The organism is Flavobacterium nackdongense (assembly GCF_004355225.1).
Taxonomy (GTDB): domain Bacteria; phylum Bacteroidota; class Bacteroidia; order Flavobacteriales; family Flavobacteriaceae; genus Flavobacterium; species Flavobacterium nackdongense.
On the sequence record NZ_CP037933.1, the window covers coordinates 4108829 to 4128562 of the forward strand.

Below are 19734 nucleotides of genomic sequence, written 5' to 3' on the forward strand. Positions count from 1 at the left end.
AGAATACATGAAGAAATTAATAAATCAAAGCTTGTTATTGTTTATTATAATATTGTTTTTTAGTGAAGCTAAAGCACAAGAAAATTTAGGGAAATTAAAAGAAATAAAAAACCACAAGAATGCTGTTTATTTAATGCAGGACATTTGGATGCGTGACCCATTTATAGAACTTGCTCCTGATGGATATTACTATTTATCGTGTACCAGACAGAATAGCAATCTAAACAACGAACCCGGAATGCAGTTTTATCGAAGTCAGGATTTGGTTTCCTGGGAGAATTTAGGGATTAAATGGAAAGCAAAAGATTCAGACTGGGGGAAAATGCTTATTGAAAAAGGAAAGATAAATGATAAAGAAGGAATGATATGGGCTCCCGAAATTCATTTTGTAAATGGGAAATGGGTAGTTGTTTCAACTTCAAATCAAGGAGTATCAAATCTCATGATTTCAAAAGGAAAACAATTGGAAGGACCATTTGATGAACCTTTTGGACTTAATTTTGGAAGACATCATGACCCAGCTATTTTTATGGATGGTAAAACACCTTGGTTAATTGATAAATGTGCTGAAATTACCCAATTAAAAGATGATTTTAGTGGATTTGCTGGTGAGGCTATTAAAATTGGTTCTTCAAATAGAAAAATGGGACATGAAGGTTGTTATATCGTAAAGATAGAGAACAAATATGTTCTTTTTGGTACCGCTTGGAGTACTGATATCATGCGGCACGGAACGTATAATTTGTATTATTCAACAGCAGATAAAGTTACAGGCCCATATAATGAAAGAAAATTTGCTGGTCGTTTTTTAGGTCATGGTACGCCTTTTAAGGATAAAAACGGCAATTGGTGGTGTACTGCATTTTATAATGCGAGTAAGCCTGTTCTTTCAGGAAATGAAGCCCAGCAAATGGATTTAACAGATACCGCTTATACGATAAACAAACAAGGACTTACTCTCGTTCCTATTGAGTTTAAAATGATCAAAGGAGATGTTAAAGTGATTGTAAAGGATAATAATTATGCTACTCCTGGAAAAGAAGAAGTACAAAAATTTTAAAAAAATGAAAAAAATAAATTTTCTAGTGCTGACACTGTTTTTTGCTATAGGTTGTTTTAGTCAAAATGCTATTCAAAACAGTGAAAAAGTAAATATAAACAAACCCAACATTGTTTTTATTTTATCAGATGATTTAAGTTTTAGAGATGTCAGTGCCTATGGTCAAAAAAATTACAAGACACCTAATATCGATAAGTTGTGTTTGACTTCAGCGCGATTTACACAAGCTTATGCAGCAGCTCCTGAATGTGCTCCTTCTAGAGGGTCTTTCCTTTCTGGTAAGCATGTGGGACACGGACCTATTCGATTGAATAGCAGTGCTCGTGGTTTCGAATTCTTACCGAAAAATACCTATACCCTTGCTAAAATGCTACAGGAAACTGGCTATAAAACTGGAGTGGTTGGAAAATGGGGACTAGGTTATAAAGATGATGCCGGAAACCCCTTAAAGCAAGGATTTGACTATCATTTTGGCTTCTTGACCCATTATGAAGCACATTCCTATTTCCCTTTAGTCTTATATGAAAATAATAAAGAAATCCATTATCCTGAAAATAAAGGAATGGACATTAAACCTTTGTATGAGAAAGACCGTGGTAATCCTGATCGTATTGATTTTGAAAAATATTACGATCAAAATGGTAAATTGGTTTACATGAATTTAGCCAAGGCGGCTTATGCCCCAGATTTATTTGATATTAAAGCAGCTGAATTCATTCATAAAAATAAAAAAGATCCTTTCTTTCTTTGGTTTGCAACCAACTTACCTCATGGACCAACTATTGTTGATGATTTTCGACAGTTGAAAGATCGAAAAGATATGGACATTCAATCTCGAGAATGGGGAGCAATGGTACAGCGATTGGATATTTCAGTTGGTAAACTGGTCGATAAACTAAAGGAAGAAGGCGTTTATGATAATACGATTATCATTTTTGCTTCGGATAATGGGTATTCAATGCACAATCCTACCAAAGGAAAAGGAAATAAGCAGAATAACGGAAGGCCTGTTTGGGAAGACGATCCTTTTTTACAAAACAAAGGGACATTTACTGGTGGAAAATTCACTGGTTTAGAAGGAGGAATGCGTATTCCATTCTTTATTCATATGCCCAAACAAGACACTCCAAGTGTAATCAGTGAACCTGTATGGCTTGTCGATTTGTTTCCCACTTTTGCCTCTGTTTCAAATTCAAAACCTATCAATGGGTTGGATGGCTATAATTTAATTCCACTTATGAATGGTGATAGAAATTCAATTCCAAAAGATCGATTCATGTATTTTACCAGAAAAGATGAGCAAGCGGTTCGCCAAGGGCCTTGGTTTGCGTATCGTTCGCATCCTAAACAGGATTTAGAATTGTATTTGATTGAAGAAGATCAGTTGATCAATGTCAATTTGGCAAGTCAGTATCCGCAAATTAGTGCTGCAATGAAGACCATAATCGAAAGAGAACAAGTACCAGCTGAGTGGTACTGGAACCCTGGCGACACACAAGATATTTTTAATCAAAAGGTTAAAAAGGCTAAGGAAACAGGTCAGTTAATAAAGAATTACCGACCGAATAATATTAAGCTAATGCCTTGGGAAACCGAATAAAAAAATTGTAAATATGAGAAATAAAGTATTGTTTTTAGGTCTATTGGTAGTGTATTTGAACGTGGCTTGTAATGAAATTAAGTCGCAGAAATTGATCGATCAGCAGAAAAGTTTTACCTATATGAATCCCATCAGCAAAGGTATAGATGAGAATGGATTAAGAGATTGTCAGGTTTTTCGTGATGGAGATTATTGGTACATGACCGGGACTTCCTATCCGCATTGGGCTCGGCAAGAAAAAAACGGGCAGTTGAACAAAGGAGTGGTTTTGTATAAATCGAAAGATTTAACCAACTGGGAATTTGTAAAATATATTGTTAAAGCAGGGGATCAAACGAAATGGTACCATCGAAGATTTTGGGCTCCAGAGATTCAGAAAATTCAAGGTAAGTATTATGCACTATTCAATTGTAATAATGATGAGCTAGGATTTCCTGGACAACATCCAGGTTATGCAGTTGCAGATCATATAGAGGGACCTTACAAAATAGTGACAGAGAGTAAACCATTATGTGATGGAAATGATTTAACTTTTTTTGAAGACAAGGATGGAAAAGTTTGGGCTTTTTGGAACAGAGGCAGAGAATTTGGAATCGGTTTTGCGCAAATCGATTTGGCTGCGGGAATTTTTTTAACAGAGCCCAAAAGCGCCATCAAACCAAGCCCAGTTGATTATGATTACGATCAAAATGGCGAAGTGCTAAAAGTACCAGGATATGATGGAAGACTAATTCCTAAAGTAAAAAAATATCACGATTGGGATGCTATTGGTATCGAAGGGGCTTATGTAATTGAGAATAACGGTACTTATTATTTATTTTATTCCAGTTGGACTCGGGGTTACGAAATTGGTTATGCCACTGCAACATCAATTCAAGGACCTTGGGAAAAAAACGAGCGCAACCCTTTTTATGGAGCACAAAGTAAAAAGACTTGTATAAAAAACGGATTTGAATATACAGGAGATGCTAAAAATCCTTTTAATCAGGTTGGGCATAACGCAATATTTAAAGGCCCTGATGGACGATTTTGGTTGTCATGTCATGGAATTATTCCATCGGATAATGATGAAAAACCTTTTTTGGTAATTGACCCTATTTGGTTTGATGAACAAGGAAGAGTACAATCTAATGGACCAACTTATACGGAGCAAAATGTAAAACTGCACAATTAATTATCTCCATCTAATGAAAAATAAAAAAATATTAATTTACAGCTTTCTAGTACTCTTTTTGGCTATAGGTTCCTTTGCACAAAAAACTAAAAAAGAATCTAAACTACCTCAAAAAAAATACAATGTTTTGTTCATTGCTGTCGATGATTTGAATGACTGGGTCGGTTTTTTGGATGGTAATCCACAAACACTGACTCCAAATATGGATCGATTGGCTAAGCAGAGTATGGTGTTTGATCGCGCCTATTGCACAGCTTCTGTATGTAATCCTTCCAGAGCGGCAATACTATCAGGATTGAAACCTTCCACAACCAAGATTTATGGAAATGGGGATAAAGCTTTTGATTTACCAATTTTTAAAGACACACAAATGTTGCCTCAATACTTTGCTGCCAATGGGTATGAGACTTTTTCAAGAGGGAAAATTTACCATACTCCGGCAACTGGAAAAGAAACGTGGGCAAATTGGGAAAATATTAGTGGAAATTATGGAAAAGCAGTCAAAAAAGAAGGTTTGATGGCCAATGGCATTCCTAAAGGAGAGATGGACGATAATATGGATTGGTATGCTACAGAACAAAAAACAGAAGATACTCCAGATTATCTTAATGCGAAATGGGCTGCTGAAAAATTAGCCGGGGATTTCGAAAAACCATTCTTCATAGCTTGTGGAATCTTTAGACCTCATCTAGAATGGAATGTTCCAAAAGAATTTTACGACAAATTCCCATTAGATAAAATAGTACTTCCATCGGTATTGGAAACCGATTTGGATGACGTTGGAGACAAAGCCAAACCTAGTAAAGATTATCTAACTATAAAAAAATATGGAAAACAAAAAGAAGTTGTTCAAGCTTATTTAGCCTGTGTCAATTATGCTGACTATTGTATTGGTCAAATGTTGGATGCTCTAGAGAAAAGTAAGTATAAAGACAATACTATTGTTGTATTATGGGGTGATCACGGTTGGCATTTAGGAGAAAAATTGCGCTACAAAAAATTTACTCTTTGGGAAGAAGCGTGTCGAGTGCCCTTAATTATTAAAGCTCCTAATGTTACCACTCCAGGCAGTAGAAGTGGTAGAACAGTTAATTTATTGGACTTATATCCTACACTGATAGAATTGACAGGTTTGCCAAAAAATGAAAAGAATGAGGGTATTAGTATTGTTCCAATATTAAAAAATCCAAAAGTGGCATGGGATCATCCTTCATTAACTCAAATGGGTGAAGGGAGAAATACGATACGAACAGAAAAATGGCGATACATTAGATACAATGATAATTCAGAGGAACTATACAACCATGAAAATGATGCTTTAGAATGGGTTAATTTAGCCAATAAACCCGAATATGCAACCATAAAAGCAGAGATGTCTAAAAAGATGGATGTTATTTTAAAAAAATAAGAAAAAATGAAAATGATAAAATATAGTCTTCTAATCTCCATTCTTTTTTTGAGTAATTCCTATTCTCAATCTGTTGTAGAATTTCAAAAACACTACAGTGGAAAATGTACTTGGAAAGCGGATTCAGGAGAATTTAAATTAGAAACTTCAGGTGCAATAAATTTTACAGAAAAAGGAGTAAAAGGTTTTCTTTGGGATGTTCCTGAGGAGGTAAAAAAAATAATAATTAGTGCTAATACTATTGTCAATGGAGGTTTTCATACTAAAGGAGATTGTACTATTTCTGGTGAAAATAGAAAAACGTCAGTAGTTTATGGGACTGAATTGCAAAGTTGGCCACAAAAGAATAAGATCAAAGCAGCAACTATTAGTTCATTCGAAGCTCATGGAGGTGTTTTAATTTTGCAAAATATGACGAGCTTAAATCCTAGATCTTTTCATGTGCGCGGATTGGGAGCTGTTGTTCATTTAAAAGATGCTGATTTTATAGATACTCGTGGTGGTAGTGGGAATCATAGTGATGGTATTGCAGCAGGTGATGGTTCAACGGTTGATAATTGTTATTTTGAAACTGGAGACGATGTGATTAAAGTGTATAACGATATTACGGTAACCAATACGACGATTAATATGGTGCAAAATGCAGTGCCTATCCAGTTAGGTTGGGGCGATTATCCCGATGGAGCAGTAGGAACTTTCAAGAATTTGACAATTATTGGAAATAGTGGTAGAGGCAATCCAGGCGGAAGTAATGCCATAATAAATGGTCGAACAGGTAAATATGCCGTAACCATTAATATTGATGGGCTTAGTATTGATAATCCAACAGCCTCAATGGTTAATTTATTTGACGATAAAAACGATGGAAATTTTGAGAAGACATTGAAGGGTACATTAAAAAATGTAGAAATTAAAAATATTAAAAGATATTCAACTCAATTAAAAGGGAACGACCAACTTAAAATATTTGATACGAAAGGGAAAGAAATTTCAAAAGATTTTTAAAATTATTATTATGAAACGAAAAAGTTGTATGAGTACCATAAAATTTGTTTGGTTATTATTGTTTGTAATGATGATTCAAAACACATTTTGCCAAAATATAAAAGACAATACTAAAAAGCCCAATATAATCTTAATTATGGTTGATGATATGGGATGGTCGGATATCGGTGCATATGGTGGAGAAATACCTACCCCCAACATTGATGCTTTGGCTACCAACGGTATAAAATTCAATCAATTCTATAACAATGCACGCTGTTGCCCAACGCGAGCATCATTGCTTACAGGCTTGTATGCTCATCAAGCGGGAATTGGGATGATGACTGAAACTTCAAATTCGGAGTTTAATTGGGGAACTCCCGGATATCAAGGGTATTTGAACAAAAACAATGTTACTATTGCAGAAGTATTAAAACAACAAGGTTATCAAACCTTTATGGCTGGAAAATGGCATTTGGGGATGTATGGAAAAGAAAAATGGCCATTACAGCGCGGTTTTGATAGATATTATGGAACTTTAGAAGGCGCTTCAAGTTATTTTAAACCTCAAGGTCAGCGAGGGATAACAATAGATAATAATGAGGTGATTACTATCAATCAACCTAATTATTATACCACTGATGTATATACAGAAAAAGCCATCGATTATATAAAAGAAAGTTCTAAAAATCCGTTCTTTTTATATCTAGCGTATAATGCTCCACATTGGCCTTTACAAGCCAAAGAAAAAGATATCGAAAAATTTAAAAATTATTATCTAAAAGGGTGGGATGAAATTAGAAAGGAACGATTGAAAAAACAACTAGATATGGGGCTTATTGATGCTTCTTGGGGTCTCTCAGCACGTGACAATCGAGTACGTATTTGGGAGAAATTAACCCAAGAAGAAAAGGAAAAAGTAGCCTATAGAATGGCAGTTTATGCCGCTCAAGTATATTCAGTTGATGAAAATATTGGCAAATTAACCTCTTATTTAAAAAGTGCTGGTAAACTTCAAAATACAATAATCTTTTTTCTATCTGATAATGGCGCCTGCGCAGAAGCATATGATGAGCTAGGCAGTAGAGAAGATAGATTTATAAATGACCCCAATTATAGTGGAGCGGTTTCATATGGTATTGGTTGGGCCAATGCTTCAAATACCCCTTTTTATGAATATAAAGTAAAAAGTTATGAAGGAGGAATATCGACCCCTCTTATTGTAAGCTACCCAAAGTTTACTAAAAATAATGGAAAAATTGTTAAAACAGTCGGGACTATTAGAGACATAATGCCTACCATTATAGAATTGACAGGCGCAAAATATCCAGAGACATTTCATAATGGTGAAGTCATATATAAATTAGAAGGGCAAAGTTTAGTGCCTACTATCATCAAAGGAAAACAAACGAATCAAGACTATTTATTTTGGGAGCATTCGGATTTTGGTGCCGTACGACATGGTGATTGGAAGTTGGTTTATGATAATATTAAAAAAACCAAAGCCTTGTTTAATTTAGCTACAGATCGCACAGAAACAACAAATCTAATTGAAAGTAATGCTGAATTAGCAAAAAAATTAGATGAAAAATGGCAACAGTGGGCCAATACACATTTTGTATATCCTAAAAAGATTAAAAAATAAATTAGTAGTAAATTATGAAATCTATACAGTTAAAGTCGCTAGGATTCTTATTTTTAATTGTCTCTCAATACGGACACAGTCAATCTAAGAAAGAAACAGTAGCAACAAAACCAAATGTTTTATTCATTGCCATTGATGATATGAATAATTGGGCAAGCGCTATGGGAGGTGTTGCTAAAACGCCAAATATGGAGAAATTGGCAAAAGCAGGAAAGTTATTTACCAATGCCTATTGCGTTGTGCCAGCTTGTAATCCATCAAGAGTGGCTATTATGACAGGGGTTAGACCAGAAACTTCAGGTCAATATACTAATCCTGGTAATTTTAGAGACTTACCGGGAAATGCTAACAGAATAACATTACCGCTCTATTTGCAACAAAATGGTTATGAGGCTATTGCTGCTGGAAAAATATTTCATAACGGTAGAGGAAAAGGAACTGAACCTGATCCTCAATCTGACCCTCAGTCTTGGAATTACCAATTTCCAAATGATGTTGGAACCAAAGGACATCAATTGTATTTAGATAAAAATAACCAAGCCAAATGGTTAGAAGGAGCGATGTATATAGAGGGCATGGATAGTAGGAAACCAGAGTACTTGAGTAAATTTGGAGTTTGGGGAGTAACTCCTGAGAAAAAAGAAGAAACGGCAGATTGGAAAAATGCGGAATTTGCTTCTAATTATTTAGGAGAAAAACACGATAAGCCTTTCTTTTTAGCGGTAGGACTTTTTAGACCTCATTCACCTCAAATTGCTCCTCAAGAGTTTTTTGATATGTATCCTTTAGAAAGTATACAAGTTCCTGAACTACCCGAAAACGATATGGATGATATACCAGAAATTGCCAAAACTAATTTTTCGTCAAAATTTGTGGAATTAGTTAAGGAAAAAGGGCAATTACAAAAGGCAACCCAAGGCTATTTAGCCTCGATGAGTTTTGCAGATGCTTGTATCGGAAAGATTTTAGAAGGTGTCGAAAATGGCCCCAACAAAGACAATACCATCATTGTATTGTGGACCGATCATGGTTGGCAATTAGCCCAAAAAGAAAGATGGGAAAAGTTTAGTTTATGGAAACAGTCCACTAATTCTCCTTTGATTATTAAGTATCCTAACATGAAAAATCCAGGGGAATCTACCAATCAAGCTGTTTCATTATTGGATTTATTCCCTACAGTACTTGATTTAAGTGGAATTGAAAAACCTGATTTTTTAGAAGGAACTTCCTTAGTGCCTTTATTAACTGATGCAAATTATAAAAGAAAAGAACCTGCGATCACCACTTATGAAAAAGGAAACATCAGTGTTGAGAAAAATGATTGGAACTTTATACAATACAAAGATGGCTCGGAAGAGTTATACAATCATGCCACAGATCCAAAAGAGTTTAAAAATGTCATTAAGGTAAAAGAAAATCAGGCTATAATAAAAGAATTGAGAGCCTATGTCACTAAATTAAAAAACAAATAGAGGTAAATATTTGAAAAAGAGATTGCTTTACAGTTTTAAATTTCTAAAAATAGTGTTGTATTCAGAAGGATAATTTTCTAAAATGAAATGTTCAAAGATATAATTTCATTAAAAAAGAGGTATTAGTAATGAAACTGTAGTAAGCATAGAAAAGTTCCAAAATATTTCGTTGCTATAAAACAGATCAATTTGCTTTTTAAGCATACAAATTTTATTTAATTGTATTTTGTATACAAAATACTTTATATTTGTTGTAAATCATTTAACTATGGAAATTCAACATCAAGACTTAAGTTACGAAATTTACAAAAGGCTAAAAATTAAAATATTAGCCAACGAATTTGAAGCCGGTTCAAAATTAAAACAAGAGCACATAGCCAAGTTATTTGGAGTAAGCAGAATGCCTTTACATAGAGCTTTTCAAATGCTAGAAAATGAGATGCTCATAGAGAGTGTTCCACGTCGAGGTTTTTATGTTACAAAAATTGATCCCAATCTATTGATTGACGCTTTTGAATGTCGTGAGGCACTAGAGGGTATTGCAGCCAGAAGAGCTGCGAAAACTATAAGTAAAGAGCAATTGAAATATTTGAAATCGTTATTTGCTAAATTTATTAATGTAACCGATATCAATGTAGCGGAATACTTGGAATCGGATCAGGAGTTCCATAATATGATTATGAAAATAAGTGGAAACCAAATTATAAACCGCCTTGAATTGTTAGGAAACAATACAATACGAACATTCAGAGGTGGATTAATAAGAATGCCACAAGAGACTTTATCGGAACATCTTGGCATAATTGAGGCCCTCGAAAAGGGCGATGGAGATTTAGCTGAAAAACTGACTAGAGAACACTCGAGAAAGTCGATGGAAGTATTTCGAAAAAAGAATTTGAAATGAATTTGAAATGGAAAAAACTATAATTCCTATTCGCTATGTCTTGGTATTCAGTACTTTTTTATTAACGGTGCTGTTATATGTTGACCGGGCCTGTATTTCGGCAGCAAAAAAAGATATTAGTTCCGATCTCGGATTTAGCATGACCGATTTCGGTTGGATTATGGCTGTTTTTACATTGGGATATGCCTTGTTTCAAGCTCCTTCCGGAAAATTGGCTGACAAGCGGGGCGCACACAAAGTTATTGCTGGAATTGTAATTTTTTGGTCGTTTTTGACTGCCATTACTGGTTTTGCTTGGAGTTACGCCTCGATGCTTGCCATTCGTTTTTTGTTTGGTGCAGGAGAAGCTGGAGCATTTCCAGCCTTATCTAAAGTGGTCTACAATTGGTTTCCAGTCAGCGAAAGAGGAATAATACAGGGTATAAACTTTTCGGGCTCACGTATAGGGGCTGCTTTTGCAATGCCATTAGTAGCTTGGTTGCTAAATGAAATAGGTTGGCGCCATACTTTCCTTGTTTTTGGAGTCATTGGATTTGTATATGGTGTGTTATGGTTTTTCTTATTTAAGGAAAAACCTGAAAATGCCAATTATATAGGAATTGAAGAGGTCGAATATATCAAGGAAAATCGTCAGCAATCATTATCTAGTGAGATTAAGACATTACCTTTTGTAACAATTCTAAAATCCGCTGATATGTGGAAAACGGCTATTCAATACATCTGCAGTAATTTTACTTTTTACTTTTCTCTTACTTGGATGTATCCGTATATACAAGATCGCTTTCATCTTGGACTTGTCGAAGCTGGGTTTTATAGTTCGATTCCTCTTGTGGCTGGAGCAGCAGGGAATTGGGTTTCTGGCCTGCTAGTAGATAGCATCTATAAAAATGGAAAATGGAAACTTTCGCGTAGCTTACCTGCTATCATTGGGTTTTCACTTTCAGCAATTGGTATGATCGCTGTTACGCAAGTAAGTTCACCGTTACTTTCAGTGGCATTTATGGCATTAGCAGTTTTTGGAGCAGATATGACTTTGAGTCCCTCTTGGGCATTCTGTATTGACATTGGTAAAGAAAATGCAGGAACTGTCTCAGGTACGATGAATATGGCTGGAAACCTTGGTGCTTTTGTTACTATTATAGCCTTTCCATACTTGTTTGAATGGACGGGACATTATGAGCCATTCTTTTTTATCTGTTCGGGATTAAGTCTATTAGCCATTGTGATGTGGTCTACTATGAATCCACAAAAACCAATTAATTAAATTATATACATATGAATTTAGCATTAAATACACTCGTTTATGAGGTAGGAAACAAAGGACCCGAAGAATCATTACGAAGCGCTGCAAAATTTGGGTTCAAATACATCGAATATGCAGGAATCCGTAAAGGAAATCCTTTAACAATGACTGCAGCACAAAAACAAGAAGTAATTCGAATTGCAAAAGGAGAAGGATTAATCAATACACAAATGTTATTGGTTGCTACTAAAAACACAGCGAGTTCCAACCGCAAGTTATTCGACGATACTTTCGAATATATGAAAGCCTGTGCTGAATTTCAACGTGACCTAGGTGGCCGACAATTATTGGTTTGTTGGGGTGGTGGATTGTACGAATTAGGAACATCGCCAGAAAAATCATGGGGATTGATGTGTGAGAATGTGGGTCGTTTTGCTGAATATTGTCAAAAAGAGAATATGTTAGTAGGGATTGAGCTAGATCCTCACGTTTATTTTATTTGTAATAACACCTATAAATTGGCCAAAGCAATTGAAGACATCAATTTGCCAAATCTTTACCCTAATGTTGATGTTGGTCATTTAGTGATTACAAGAGAAGAACCAGAACAACTTGAAAAACTAAAAAGTCGTTTGTTACACGTTCATTTAAGTGAAACCGAATCGTTTGATCATACTAACAGTATTTTAGGAACGGGTGCAGTCGATTTTAAAGCGTATGTTGACAAATTGTTAGAATTAGGAATCGAAGAAAACTGCCGTAAATACGGTGAACCATGTGTTGCTGGCATTGAAATGGGTAGCGAAGCTAGTGGAGGATTTGTCGAAAATCCGGATCTGTGGGTAAAAGAGAGCTTGTTGTATTTAGGCAAAATTTTACCTGAGTTGACTTTGAAATAAAGTAAATCCATCAGACAGAAGGCAATAATATTCATTTTTGTTTCTGTCTGGTTTAATTTAGTAAATATGAAAATATGTATCGACTGCGATGATGCAGCAGTAAATTTAAAAAAAGTGCTTTTTGATCATCTCAAAAGCAAAGGTATTGACATTGTCGATTTGGATTATAGTGCCTCAAAAAAGGGTGCGATGTATCCTGAAATAGGATATCATCTTGCCAAAAAAATTCAAGATGGAACATATGACAGAGGGATTAGTATTTGTGGTACAGGTTTAGGCATGGCGATGATTGCCAATAAAGTTGAAGGTGTTTATGCTGGTGTTTGTCATGATGTCTTTTCGGCAGAACGTCTCCGAAAAAGCAACGATGCTCAAGTCATTACTATGGGTGAGCGAGTGATTGGTCCAGAACTGGCCAAAACCATTATCGATGCTTGGCTCATTTCAGACTTTCAAGGAGGAGGTTCAACCCCAAAAGTGGATCAGATGAGAGAACTTGAAAACAAATCTTTTCATTCTGAAATTTAATGTTATGAAAAATATCTCAATTGTATTTATTTGTGTAATTCTACTTTTAGCTGAAAGCGCAAATGCTCAGCAACCTTTATGGCAGGGAAAAGGCAGAATTGCTATTAGTTCTGATGGCAACGAACACGACCATGATGATTGGGCAGCTACACCATTGACCTTGGCACTTTTGGCAGCTTCAGGTTTACAAGACCGACTTACTCTTTATACCTATTCAGATCATATTTGGGGAAGTAATATAGATCATCCAACTTCTAAATCAGGTTTAAATGCTTATGACCATATGCGAGAAAGTGCTGTAGGTGGACAAAAATGGTTTGGGTTCGATAAAACAAAATTTATTTGTGCTGTTGATAATCCTGCAGTTGCTTACAATGCAGTTCGTGACGAAATCAATAAATCATCCAAAAAGAATCCTTTAATCATTATTGCTGCCGGACCAATGCAGGTTGTTGGGGAAGGAATAAATAGAGCCGATAAAGGAAAGCGACAGTTTGTGCAAATTATTTCTCACTCAGAATGGAATAATAAACACGCTAAAAAACCAAGCGACAAAGAACCTATGCATACCGGTTGGACCTTTCAAGAGATAATCGACACTTTTTCTACTGAGGTTGGGGGCAATTTAAAATGCATTCAAATTACAGACCAAAATGGAGGTAAGGATTACGATGGTTTCAATGCTCCAATTACAAAATTTGATTGGATAAAAAACTCAACTGCTCGAAATAACAAAGCCTATAAACCTGGTGCATGGGATTGGTTATATAGTAGACAAGAAACATGTATAAAATCCAAGGGGTTGAATTTCGATCCTTCTGATGCTGGAATGATTGTTTATTTACTTACGGGTATCGAAAAAACGGAACCAGAAATGGGACAAAAAATTATGGAAAATCCAAAATCCAAAAAATAACAAACTATGCAAAAATTTATTAATGATCCGTCCAAAGTAGTAGACGAGATGCTTAGTGCCTACCTTTTGGCTCATGCGGATTTGGTTTCAGAAACTGAAAATGAACGTGTAATTAAATACATAAATGCGCCTATCGAGGGTAAAGTAGGCATTGTGACCGGAGGAGGTTCAGGACATAAGCCGGCATTTATTGGTTATGTGGGACGTAATATCGTCGATGCTGTGGCCTGTGGGGAGTTATTTTCTTCGCCTCCAGCCCAAATGTTTTATGATGCCGCCAAAGCTGCCGATGGAGGAAAAGGAATTGCTATTCTTTACGGAAACTATGCTGGAGATAATATGAACGTAGCTATGGCTATCGAAGAGTTGGAAGATGAAGGTATTCTAGTAAAAAAAGTGGTTGCCAACGATGACGTTCCTTCTGCTCCAAAAGGGGAAGAAGCGCGCCGACGTGGTGTTGCTGGTGAAATTCTGATGTGGAAAGTGGGTGGTGCTAAGGCTGCTATGGGAGCAAATCTTGACGAAGTGATTAGCGCGGCTCAAAAAGCCATCAATAATACCCGAAGTATGGGTGTTGGTTTGAGTCCTTGTACTATTCCCGAAGTGGGTCATCCTAATTTCCTAATTCCTGATGGAAAAATGGAAATTGGAATAGGACACCACGGTGAACCAGGGATTGAAGTAGTAGATCTAGAAACTGCAGCTCAGGTGGCTCAGAGAATGTGTGATATTATCATTCCTGATCTTCCGTTTGAATCTGGTGATGAGGTTGTTGTCTTAATATCAGGACTGGGTTCAACACCTGCAATGGAACTCTATATTTTGTACAATGATGTACAACGCATATTAAAAGAAAAAGGGATCAATATTTACATTAGTTATGTAGGTAATTATTTTACCTCGCTCGAAATGGGAGGTGCTACACTTACCCTGATGAAACTTGATGAGGAACTAAAAGCCTGTATGGATTATGAATGTGATTCAGTTGGCATGCGACAATTTCAAAGAATATAAAAATGCAAACATTTACGAACAAAGAGGGGGCAGTGATCATAGATCAACTGATTATAGCTATTCAAGAGAACAAACAATATTTGAGTGATATTGATGGATTAATTGGTGATGGTGACCACGGTATCAATATGAACAAAGGGTTTACGATCTGCCGTGAAGAATTAGACAAGAATCCCGGCGATATGGCCTACGGATTGAAAGTATTGGCTAAGATTTTAATGATGAAAATCGGAGGTTCGATGGGACCACTGTATGGCAAATTTTTCAAAGCCATGGGAATAGCTCTGGAAGGCAAAGAAGTAATCGGGATTGAGGAGATGGGAGAAGCCTTGAAAGACGCAGTTGACGCTATTGCTTCAATTTCACCTGCAAAAGTGGGAGACAAAACACTTATCGATACTTTAATTCCTGCTGTTATGGCTTATGTCAATGCACATGCGGAAGGTAAATCATTTTCAGAAGCTTTCGAAGCAATGAAATGTGCCGCTATAGAAGGTCGTGATTCTACCAAAGATATGGTGGCAAAATTAGGTCGTGCGAGCCGATTAGGCGAACGCTCAAGAGGCGTACTTGATGCTGGAGCAACTTCGTGTTGCTTGATTCTAGAAGTTTTGGGAAATCAAGCGCAAATTTTATTAGAAAATAAGTTTGTTAAAATATAAAAATATATAAAAATGAAACAAGGAGTAATAATAGGATTTCTGGGTAAAACTCAAGATCGATTTTCAGAATACCAACAGCCCGCAACCACAAGAGAAAAATTGGAAATAGTTTCAAAAATTGATGGTTTTGATGGGGTAGAGATGGTTTATCCATATGAAAATTCTACACCAGAAGAAACAATGGCATTGATGAAAGAATTCGATTTGAATTTTGCAGCAATCAATGTCAATATCAAGAAAGAAGCAGAGTGGGTAGCGGGTGCCTTAACTCGACCAGACAAAGGTATACGTGATCGTGCTGTAGCGATGATTAAAAAGGCAAAAGATTTCGCTAAAGCAGTAGGTGCGCCACACGTGACCTGCTGTCCTTTATCTGATGGTTATGATCTTTTATTTCAGGTGAACTATAGAGATTCGTGGAAATATATCATCGAAACTGTTGGCGAAGCTGCCGATTATCTTCCAGAAGTTCCCTTATTTATCGAGCCAAAATATTCCGAAACACGTGTGCATTGTCAATTGGATTCAACTGCAAAAGCATTACTGTTATTGAAAGAAGTGGGTAATCCAAACACAGGAATTACTCTCGATTTTGGACACTCTTTGCAAAGTGCAGAAAATCCAGCGCAATCCTTAATCACAATTTACGAAAGTGGATTTGATGCCTATATTCATACTAATGACAATGATACCAAATACGATTGGGATTTGATTGGTGCCAGCCGTCATTTTCTACATTATGTAGAGTTAATGTTTTGGGCACAACAATGCAAGTACGATAAGTATTTTACAACCGATGCCTCACCTAGAATTTTCAATATCCTCGATTTCTTTAATCGTCATTCCGAAGTGACTATTGGTGCTTATAATTTGGCCAAAACCTTAAATCATCAGCGGGTTTTAGAAATGATGAAGAACGAGGATTTCAATGGTTTGATGAAGTTTGTAAATAAAAATATATATCGTATTTGATCTATATTCTAGTTTCAATTAGTCACTAATCTTTATTGTTGTAATGTCTGTTTATTGTTTTAGACCTAAATTAAAGTAGGGTCTAATGAATTATACCATCACTCGCTAGATGATAAAGAATGTAAAAAAGTGATTAATGAGTAAGAAAATAAAACTATAATAAAAGAACTCAAAAAAATAAAACTACCCGTTGGGTGTAATTCAATTTAATTTTTTTAAACACATAGAATCATAGTTTTTTATTAATTTTATTAAGACGCTTCGCTTGATTTTAGTAAATCATAGCTATGTGAACCCAAGAACTGGGCTATCCAACTCTTTTTTCTATGATTCTATGCGTTTCAATTTTACTATTTCTAAAAATTTAATAATTTCACCCAATGAGTTAAAACTATTTAAAAATATAAAAATAAGTAATGAAAAATACATTTTTAGTTCTTTTGTTGATAATGACCGGGTCTTTTGTAAAAGCCTTTGGACAAATTGCCAAAAGTGAAAAGAAACCCAATGTCATTGTAATTTTTACCGATGATCAAGGGTACCAAGACCTAGGTTGTTATGGTGCTCCAAAAATTAAGACGCCTAATCTTGATAAAATGGCAAAGGAAGGAATTCGTTTTACTAATTTTTATGTGACAAATTCTGTTTGTAGCGCCTCCAGAGCTTCCTTGTTGACTGGAAGATATTCTTTTCATAATGGAGTTGGAGGTGTGTTTTTGCCGGATGCTAAAGGTATGGAGAGTTCAGAAATCACCATTGCAGAGGTCGTAAAGTCCGCAGGCTATAAAACGGCTTGTTTTGGCAAATGGCATTTGGGTGATTTTAAAGAAAATTTGCCTACAAGTCAAGGATTTGACACTTATTACGGCATTCCTTATAGTAATGATATGAATATTGGGGCGAAGCAAGAATTCGCCAATAATGTAGTTTTTACTGAAGGTTATACTTTAGAGAAAGCAAAACAAGATCAACAATTAGTTAAAAATAGTAGTCGGGAAAAACTGAAAGAACTTGGCATAAAAGAGCTATGTCCTCTATTTGAAAACGATAAAATTATTGAGTACCCAGCCAATCAATCCAGCCTTACGGAACGTTATTTTGCCAAAGCAATTGATTTTATAGATCAAGCCAACGGGAACCCATTTTTTATGTACATTACTCCTGCAATTCCTCATGTGCCTTTATTTGCATCCGAAAAATTCAAAGGGACTAGCGAGCGAGGGTTGTATGGTGATGTTGTTGAAGAAATAGATTATTATGTTGGGAATTTAATACAACATTTAAAATCAAAAGGATTAGAAAAAAACACCTTAATCATTTTTGCCTCAGACAATGGTCCTTGGTTAGGATACAAAGATTTGGCAGGAAGCGCTTTACCATTCCGAGATGGTAAGTTTACCAATTATGAAGGTGGTGTAAGAGTTCCTTGTATTATGTATTGGCCTGGTAAAATTAAATCTGGTCAACTGAGTAATACTATTGTTTCCACTTTAGATTTTTTACCCACTATTGCCCATTATACAGGAGCAAAACTTCCTAATGTTCTATTAGATGGAATGAATATTTCTAATCTTATAGAAGCTAAAGGGAGCTTAAACAGGAATTATATGTTTTATACAAAAGGTACTGAAATATATGGCATTCGAAAGGGAGACTGGAAATATTTGCCACATGGAGGAAGTCGAAATGCTGATGAAAAAGCTACTCCAGAGCTTTTCAATTTAAAGGAAGACATAGCCGAAACAAAGAATGTTTATGATAAATATCCAAATATAGTTAAAGAATTAACAGACGAAATGGATAAACATAAATTGTAGCTTTTTTTTTATGGCATAAGCTTAAGATGATGACAAAACGCAACTGAGAGTTTGTTATAATCAAGATCATCGATTTATACGGTTAACTTCGGGGCTAATTATTACTTTTAGGCCAGTGCGTAGTTCTAATTTATTTATTATCTAAAGAATATGTGTAATTGACTTGATAATCAATAGATTGTTCTTGTTGTCTGGATTTGTAGTCATTTAATATTTGCTTTTTTTTATTTTTAAAAATGAAATAACAATTTTTATGTTTGTTTGAGCTAATCAAAAATCTACAAATAACTTATTTTCGGTGAGACAATTGATTTTTCTTTTATTAGTATTGATTTACTGATATAAGTGTTGAGCTACTACCATTTAAAATAAACAAGTGAAAGCATCGATAAAAGTTTTAACATCTATTTTTCTGCTATTAAGCTTTGTAACTGGCAGTGCTCAGAATACAATACTTGCTAAATCACCTTTGGATACGATGCCCTCATTTGTGAAGAAAATTACAACTTTTGGCGAACGATGTGATTGGTCTTTAGATGGAAAAAAAATCATTTTTTTAGAGAAAATGTATGGTGACGTGTTTGAAGTTGAAGTTGCCACGGGCATACTCACCCCGTTGACACATCACTTTTTTCACGAAGGATTTGTTCGCGCTTTGTATTTATCGAATGGAGATATATTGTTGTCGGGTTCTAAAACTTTCGATGCTGCAAATCCAGGCAAAAGCCGTAGTCCTGAACAGGCAGAATTATGGGTGTTAAAACGTGATTTGTCTGGACCGCCAACTCCATTGGGGGTGTTTTGCAAAGAAGGACCAGCAGTATCTAGAGAACAATTGAAAATTGCTTGGACTGTCGATGATATTTATATGTCGGATATTGTGTATGACAATGGGATCCCTAAGCTGAAACAAATAGATACTTTGGTGCGTTCTAAGGACTTACCAAAAGAGATTGCAAATTGGCGCTTAGAAACCCAGAATTTCAGACCACCTTATGACGATGAATTGATTTTTAATGCTCATTTCCCAGCTATTGAATATGAAGCCGAAGTGATGGGGATTAATTTGAAAACAAAGAAGATTATCAATTACTCGCAACGACCCGATCGCTACGATGAACCAGAAGGTATTTTTCCCGATGGAAAACATATTTTGGTTGAAAGTACCCGTCATCACCCGAAAAGGGACAAGGGTCGAACCACTTGGGATTATATTGATATTTACAAATTAGCATTGGATGGTTCTGCAAAAATGGAACGAATTACTTATTTCAATGAAGGCCTTGTTTACAAAGCAACTAATCCTGTTGTAAGTGACGATGGTAGGTTTATGGCCTTTCAATATTCGGTCATTGGCGAAACAACTGGAGTAGGACATGGCATTGTTATTTGGGATTTTGTAAAGGAAAATGAAATGAAAAATGCTAAGAAATAAT

General features: G+C 35.6%; 17 protein-coding genes. All 17 read left to right on the plus strand.

From position 1 onward, the window contains the following. Positions 1-7: 7 nt before the first annotated feature. The 17 genes from E1750_RS17315 to E1750_RS17395 all read left to right on the plus strand — a co-directional run bounded on the left by E1750_RS17315 (position 8) and on the right by E1750_RS17395 (position 19733). Entirely contained in the window at positions 8-1060 is a 1053-nt protein-coding gene (locus E1750_RS17315) for a family 43 glycosylhydrolase (protein ID WP_133277973.1), read from the plus strand. Positions 1061-1064: 4 nt separating this feature from the next. Then, positions 1065-2660 (plus strand): sulfatase-like hydrolase/transferase, encoded by a 1596-nt coding sequence (locus E1750_RS17320; RefSeq protein ID WP_165698073.1) that lies wholly within the window; start codon positions 1065-1067, stop codon positions 2658-2660. Between the two features lie 13 nt (positions 2661-2673). Further along, positions 2674-3834 (plus strand): glycoside hydrolase family 43 protein, encoded by a 1161-nt coding sequence (locus tag E1750_RS17325; RefSeq protein WP_133277975.1) that lies wholly within the window; start codon positions 2674-2676, stop codon positions 3832-3834. A 13-nt stretch (positions 3835-3847) separates the two neighbouring features. Continuing rightward, on the plus strand, positions 3848-5242 hold the full coding sequence (locus tag E1750_RS17330; RefSeq protein ID WP_133277976.1) for a sulfatase: 1395 nt from the start codon (positions 3848-3850) through the stop codon (positions 5240-5242). 6 nt (positions 5243-5248) lie between these two features. Beyond that, positions 5249-6247, plus strand: coding sequence for a hypothetical protein (locus E1750_RS17335; protein WP_133277977.1), 999 nt, complete (start codon positions 5249-5251; stop codon positions 6245-6247). 10 nt (positions 6248-6257) lie between these two features. Next, positions 6258-7871: an arylsulfatase gene (locus E1750_RS17340; RefSeq protein ID WP_227873923.1), complete on the plus strand. Its 1614-nt coding sequence runs from the start codon at positions 6258-6260 to the stop codon at positions 7869-7871. A gap of 14 nt (positions 7872-7885) precedes the next feature. Continuing rightward, positions 7886-9343: a sulfatase gene (locus tag E1750_RS17345; RefSeq protein ID WP_133277978.1), complete on the plus strand. Its 1458-nt coding sequence runs from the start codon at positions 7886-7888 to the stop codon at positions 9341-9343. A 268-nt stretch (positions 9344-9611) separates the two neighbouring features. Further along, entirely contained in the window at positions 9612-10247 is a 636-nt protein-coding gene (locus E1750_RS17350; protein ID WP_133277979.1) for a GntR family transcriptional regulator, read from the plus strand. Positions 10248-10254: 7 nt separating this feature from the next. Further along, positions 10255-11511, plus strand: a complete 1257-nt coding sequence (locus E1750_RS17355; protein ID WP_133277980.1) for an MFS transporter — start codon at positions 10255-10257, stop codon at positions 11509-11511. Positions 11512-11522: 11 nt separating this feature from the next. Beyond that, on the plus strand, positions 11523-12389 hold the full coding sequence (locus E1750_RS17360; RefSeq protein WP_133277981.1) for a sugar phosphate isomerase/epimerase family protein: 867 nt from the start codon (positions 11523-11525) through the stop codon (positions 12387-12389). A 66-nt stretch (positions 12390-12455) separates the two neighbouring features. Then, complete coding sequence (locus E1750_RS17365; protein WP_133277982.1) at positions 12456-12917, plus strand: RpiB/LacA/LacB family sugar-phosphate isomerase; 462 nt, start codon at positions 12456-12458, stop codon at positions 12915-12917. Between the two features lie 4 nt (positions 12918-12921). Next, positions 12922-13833: a hypothetical protein gene (locus E1750_RS17370; RefSeq protein ID WP_133277983.1), complete on the plus strand. Its 912-nt coding sequence runs from the start codon at positions 12922-12924 to the stop codon at positions 13831-13833. Between the two features lie 6 nt (positions 13834-13839). Further along, positions 13840-14847 (plus strand): dihydroxyacetone kinase subunit DhaK, encoded by a 1008-nt coding sequence (locus E1750_RS17375; protein ID WP_133277984.1) that lies wholly within the window; start codon positions 13840-13842, stop codon positions 14845-14847. Between the two features lie 2 nt (positions 14848-14849). Next, on the plus strand, positions 14850-15509 hold the full coding sequence (dhaL, locus tag E1750_RS17380; RefSeq protein ID WP_133277985.1) for a dihydroxyacetone kinase subunit DhaL: 660 nt from the start codon (positions 14850-14852) through the stop codon (positions 15507-15509). 12 nt (positions 15510-15521) lie between these two features. Beyond that, complete coding sequence (locus tag E1750_RS17385) at positions 15522-16481, plus strand: sugar phosphate isomerase/epimerase family protein (protein ID WP_133277986.1); 960 nt, start codon at positions 15522-15524, stop codon at positions 16479-16481. 416 nt (positions 16482-16897) lie between these two features. After that, positions 16898-18298, plus strand: coding sequence for a sulfatase family protein (locus tag E1750_RS17390; protein WP_133277987.1), 1401 nt, complete (start codon positions 16898-16900; stop codon positions 18296-18298). Positions 18299-18674: 376 nt separating this feature from the next. Further along, positions 18675-19733 carry a TolB-like translocation protein gene (locus E1750_RS17395; RefSeq protein ID WP_133277988.1) on the plus strand — a complete coding sequence of 353 codons (1059 nt, stop codon included), beginning with the start codon at positions 18675-18677 and terminating at the stop codon, positions 19731-19733. The last annotated feature ends 1 nt before the right edge of the window (position 19734 follow it).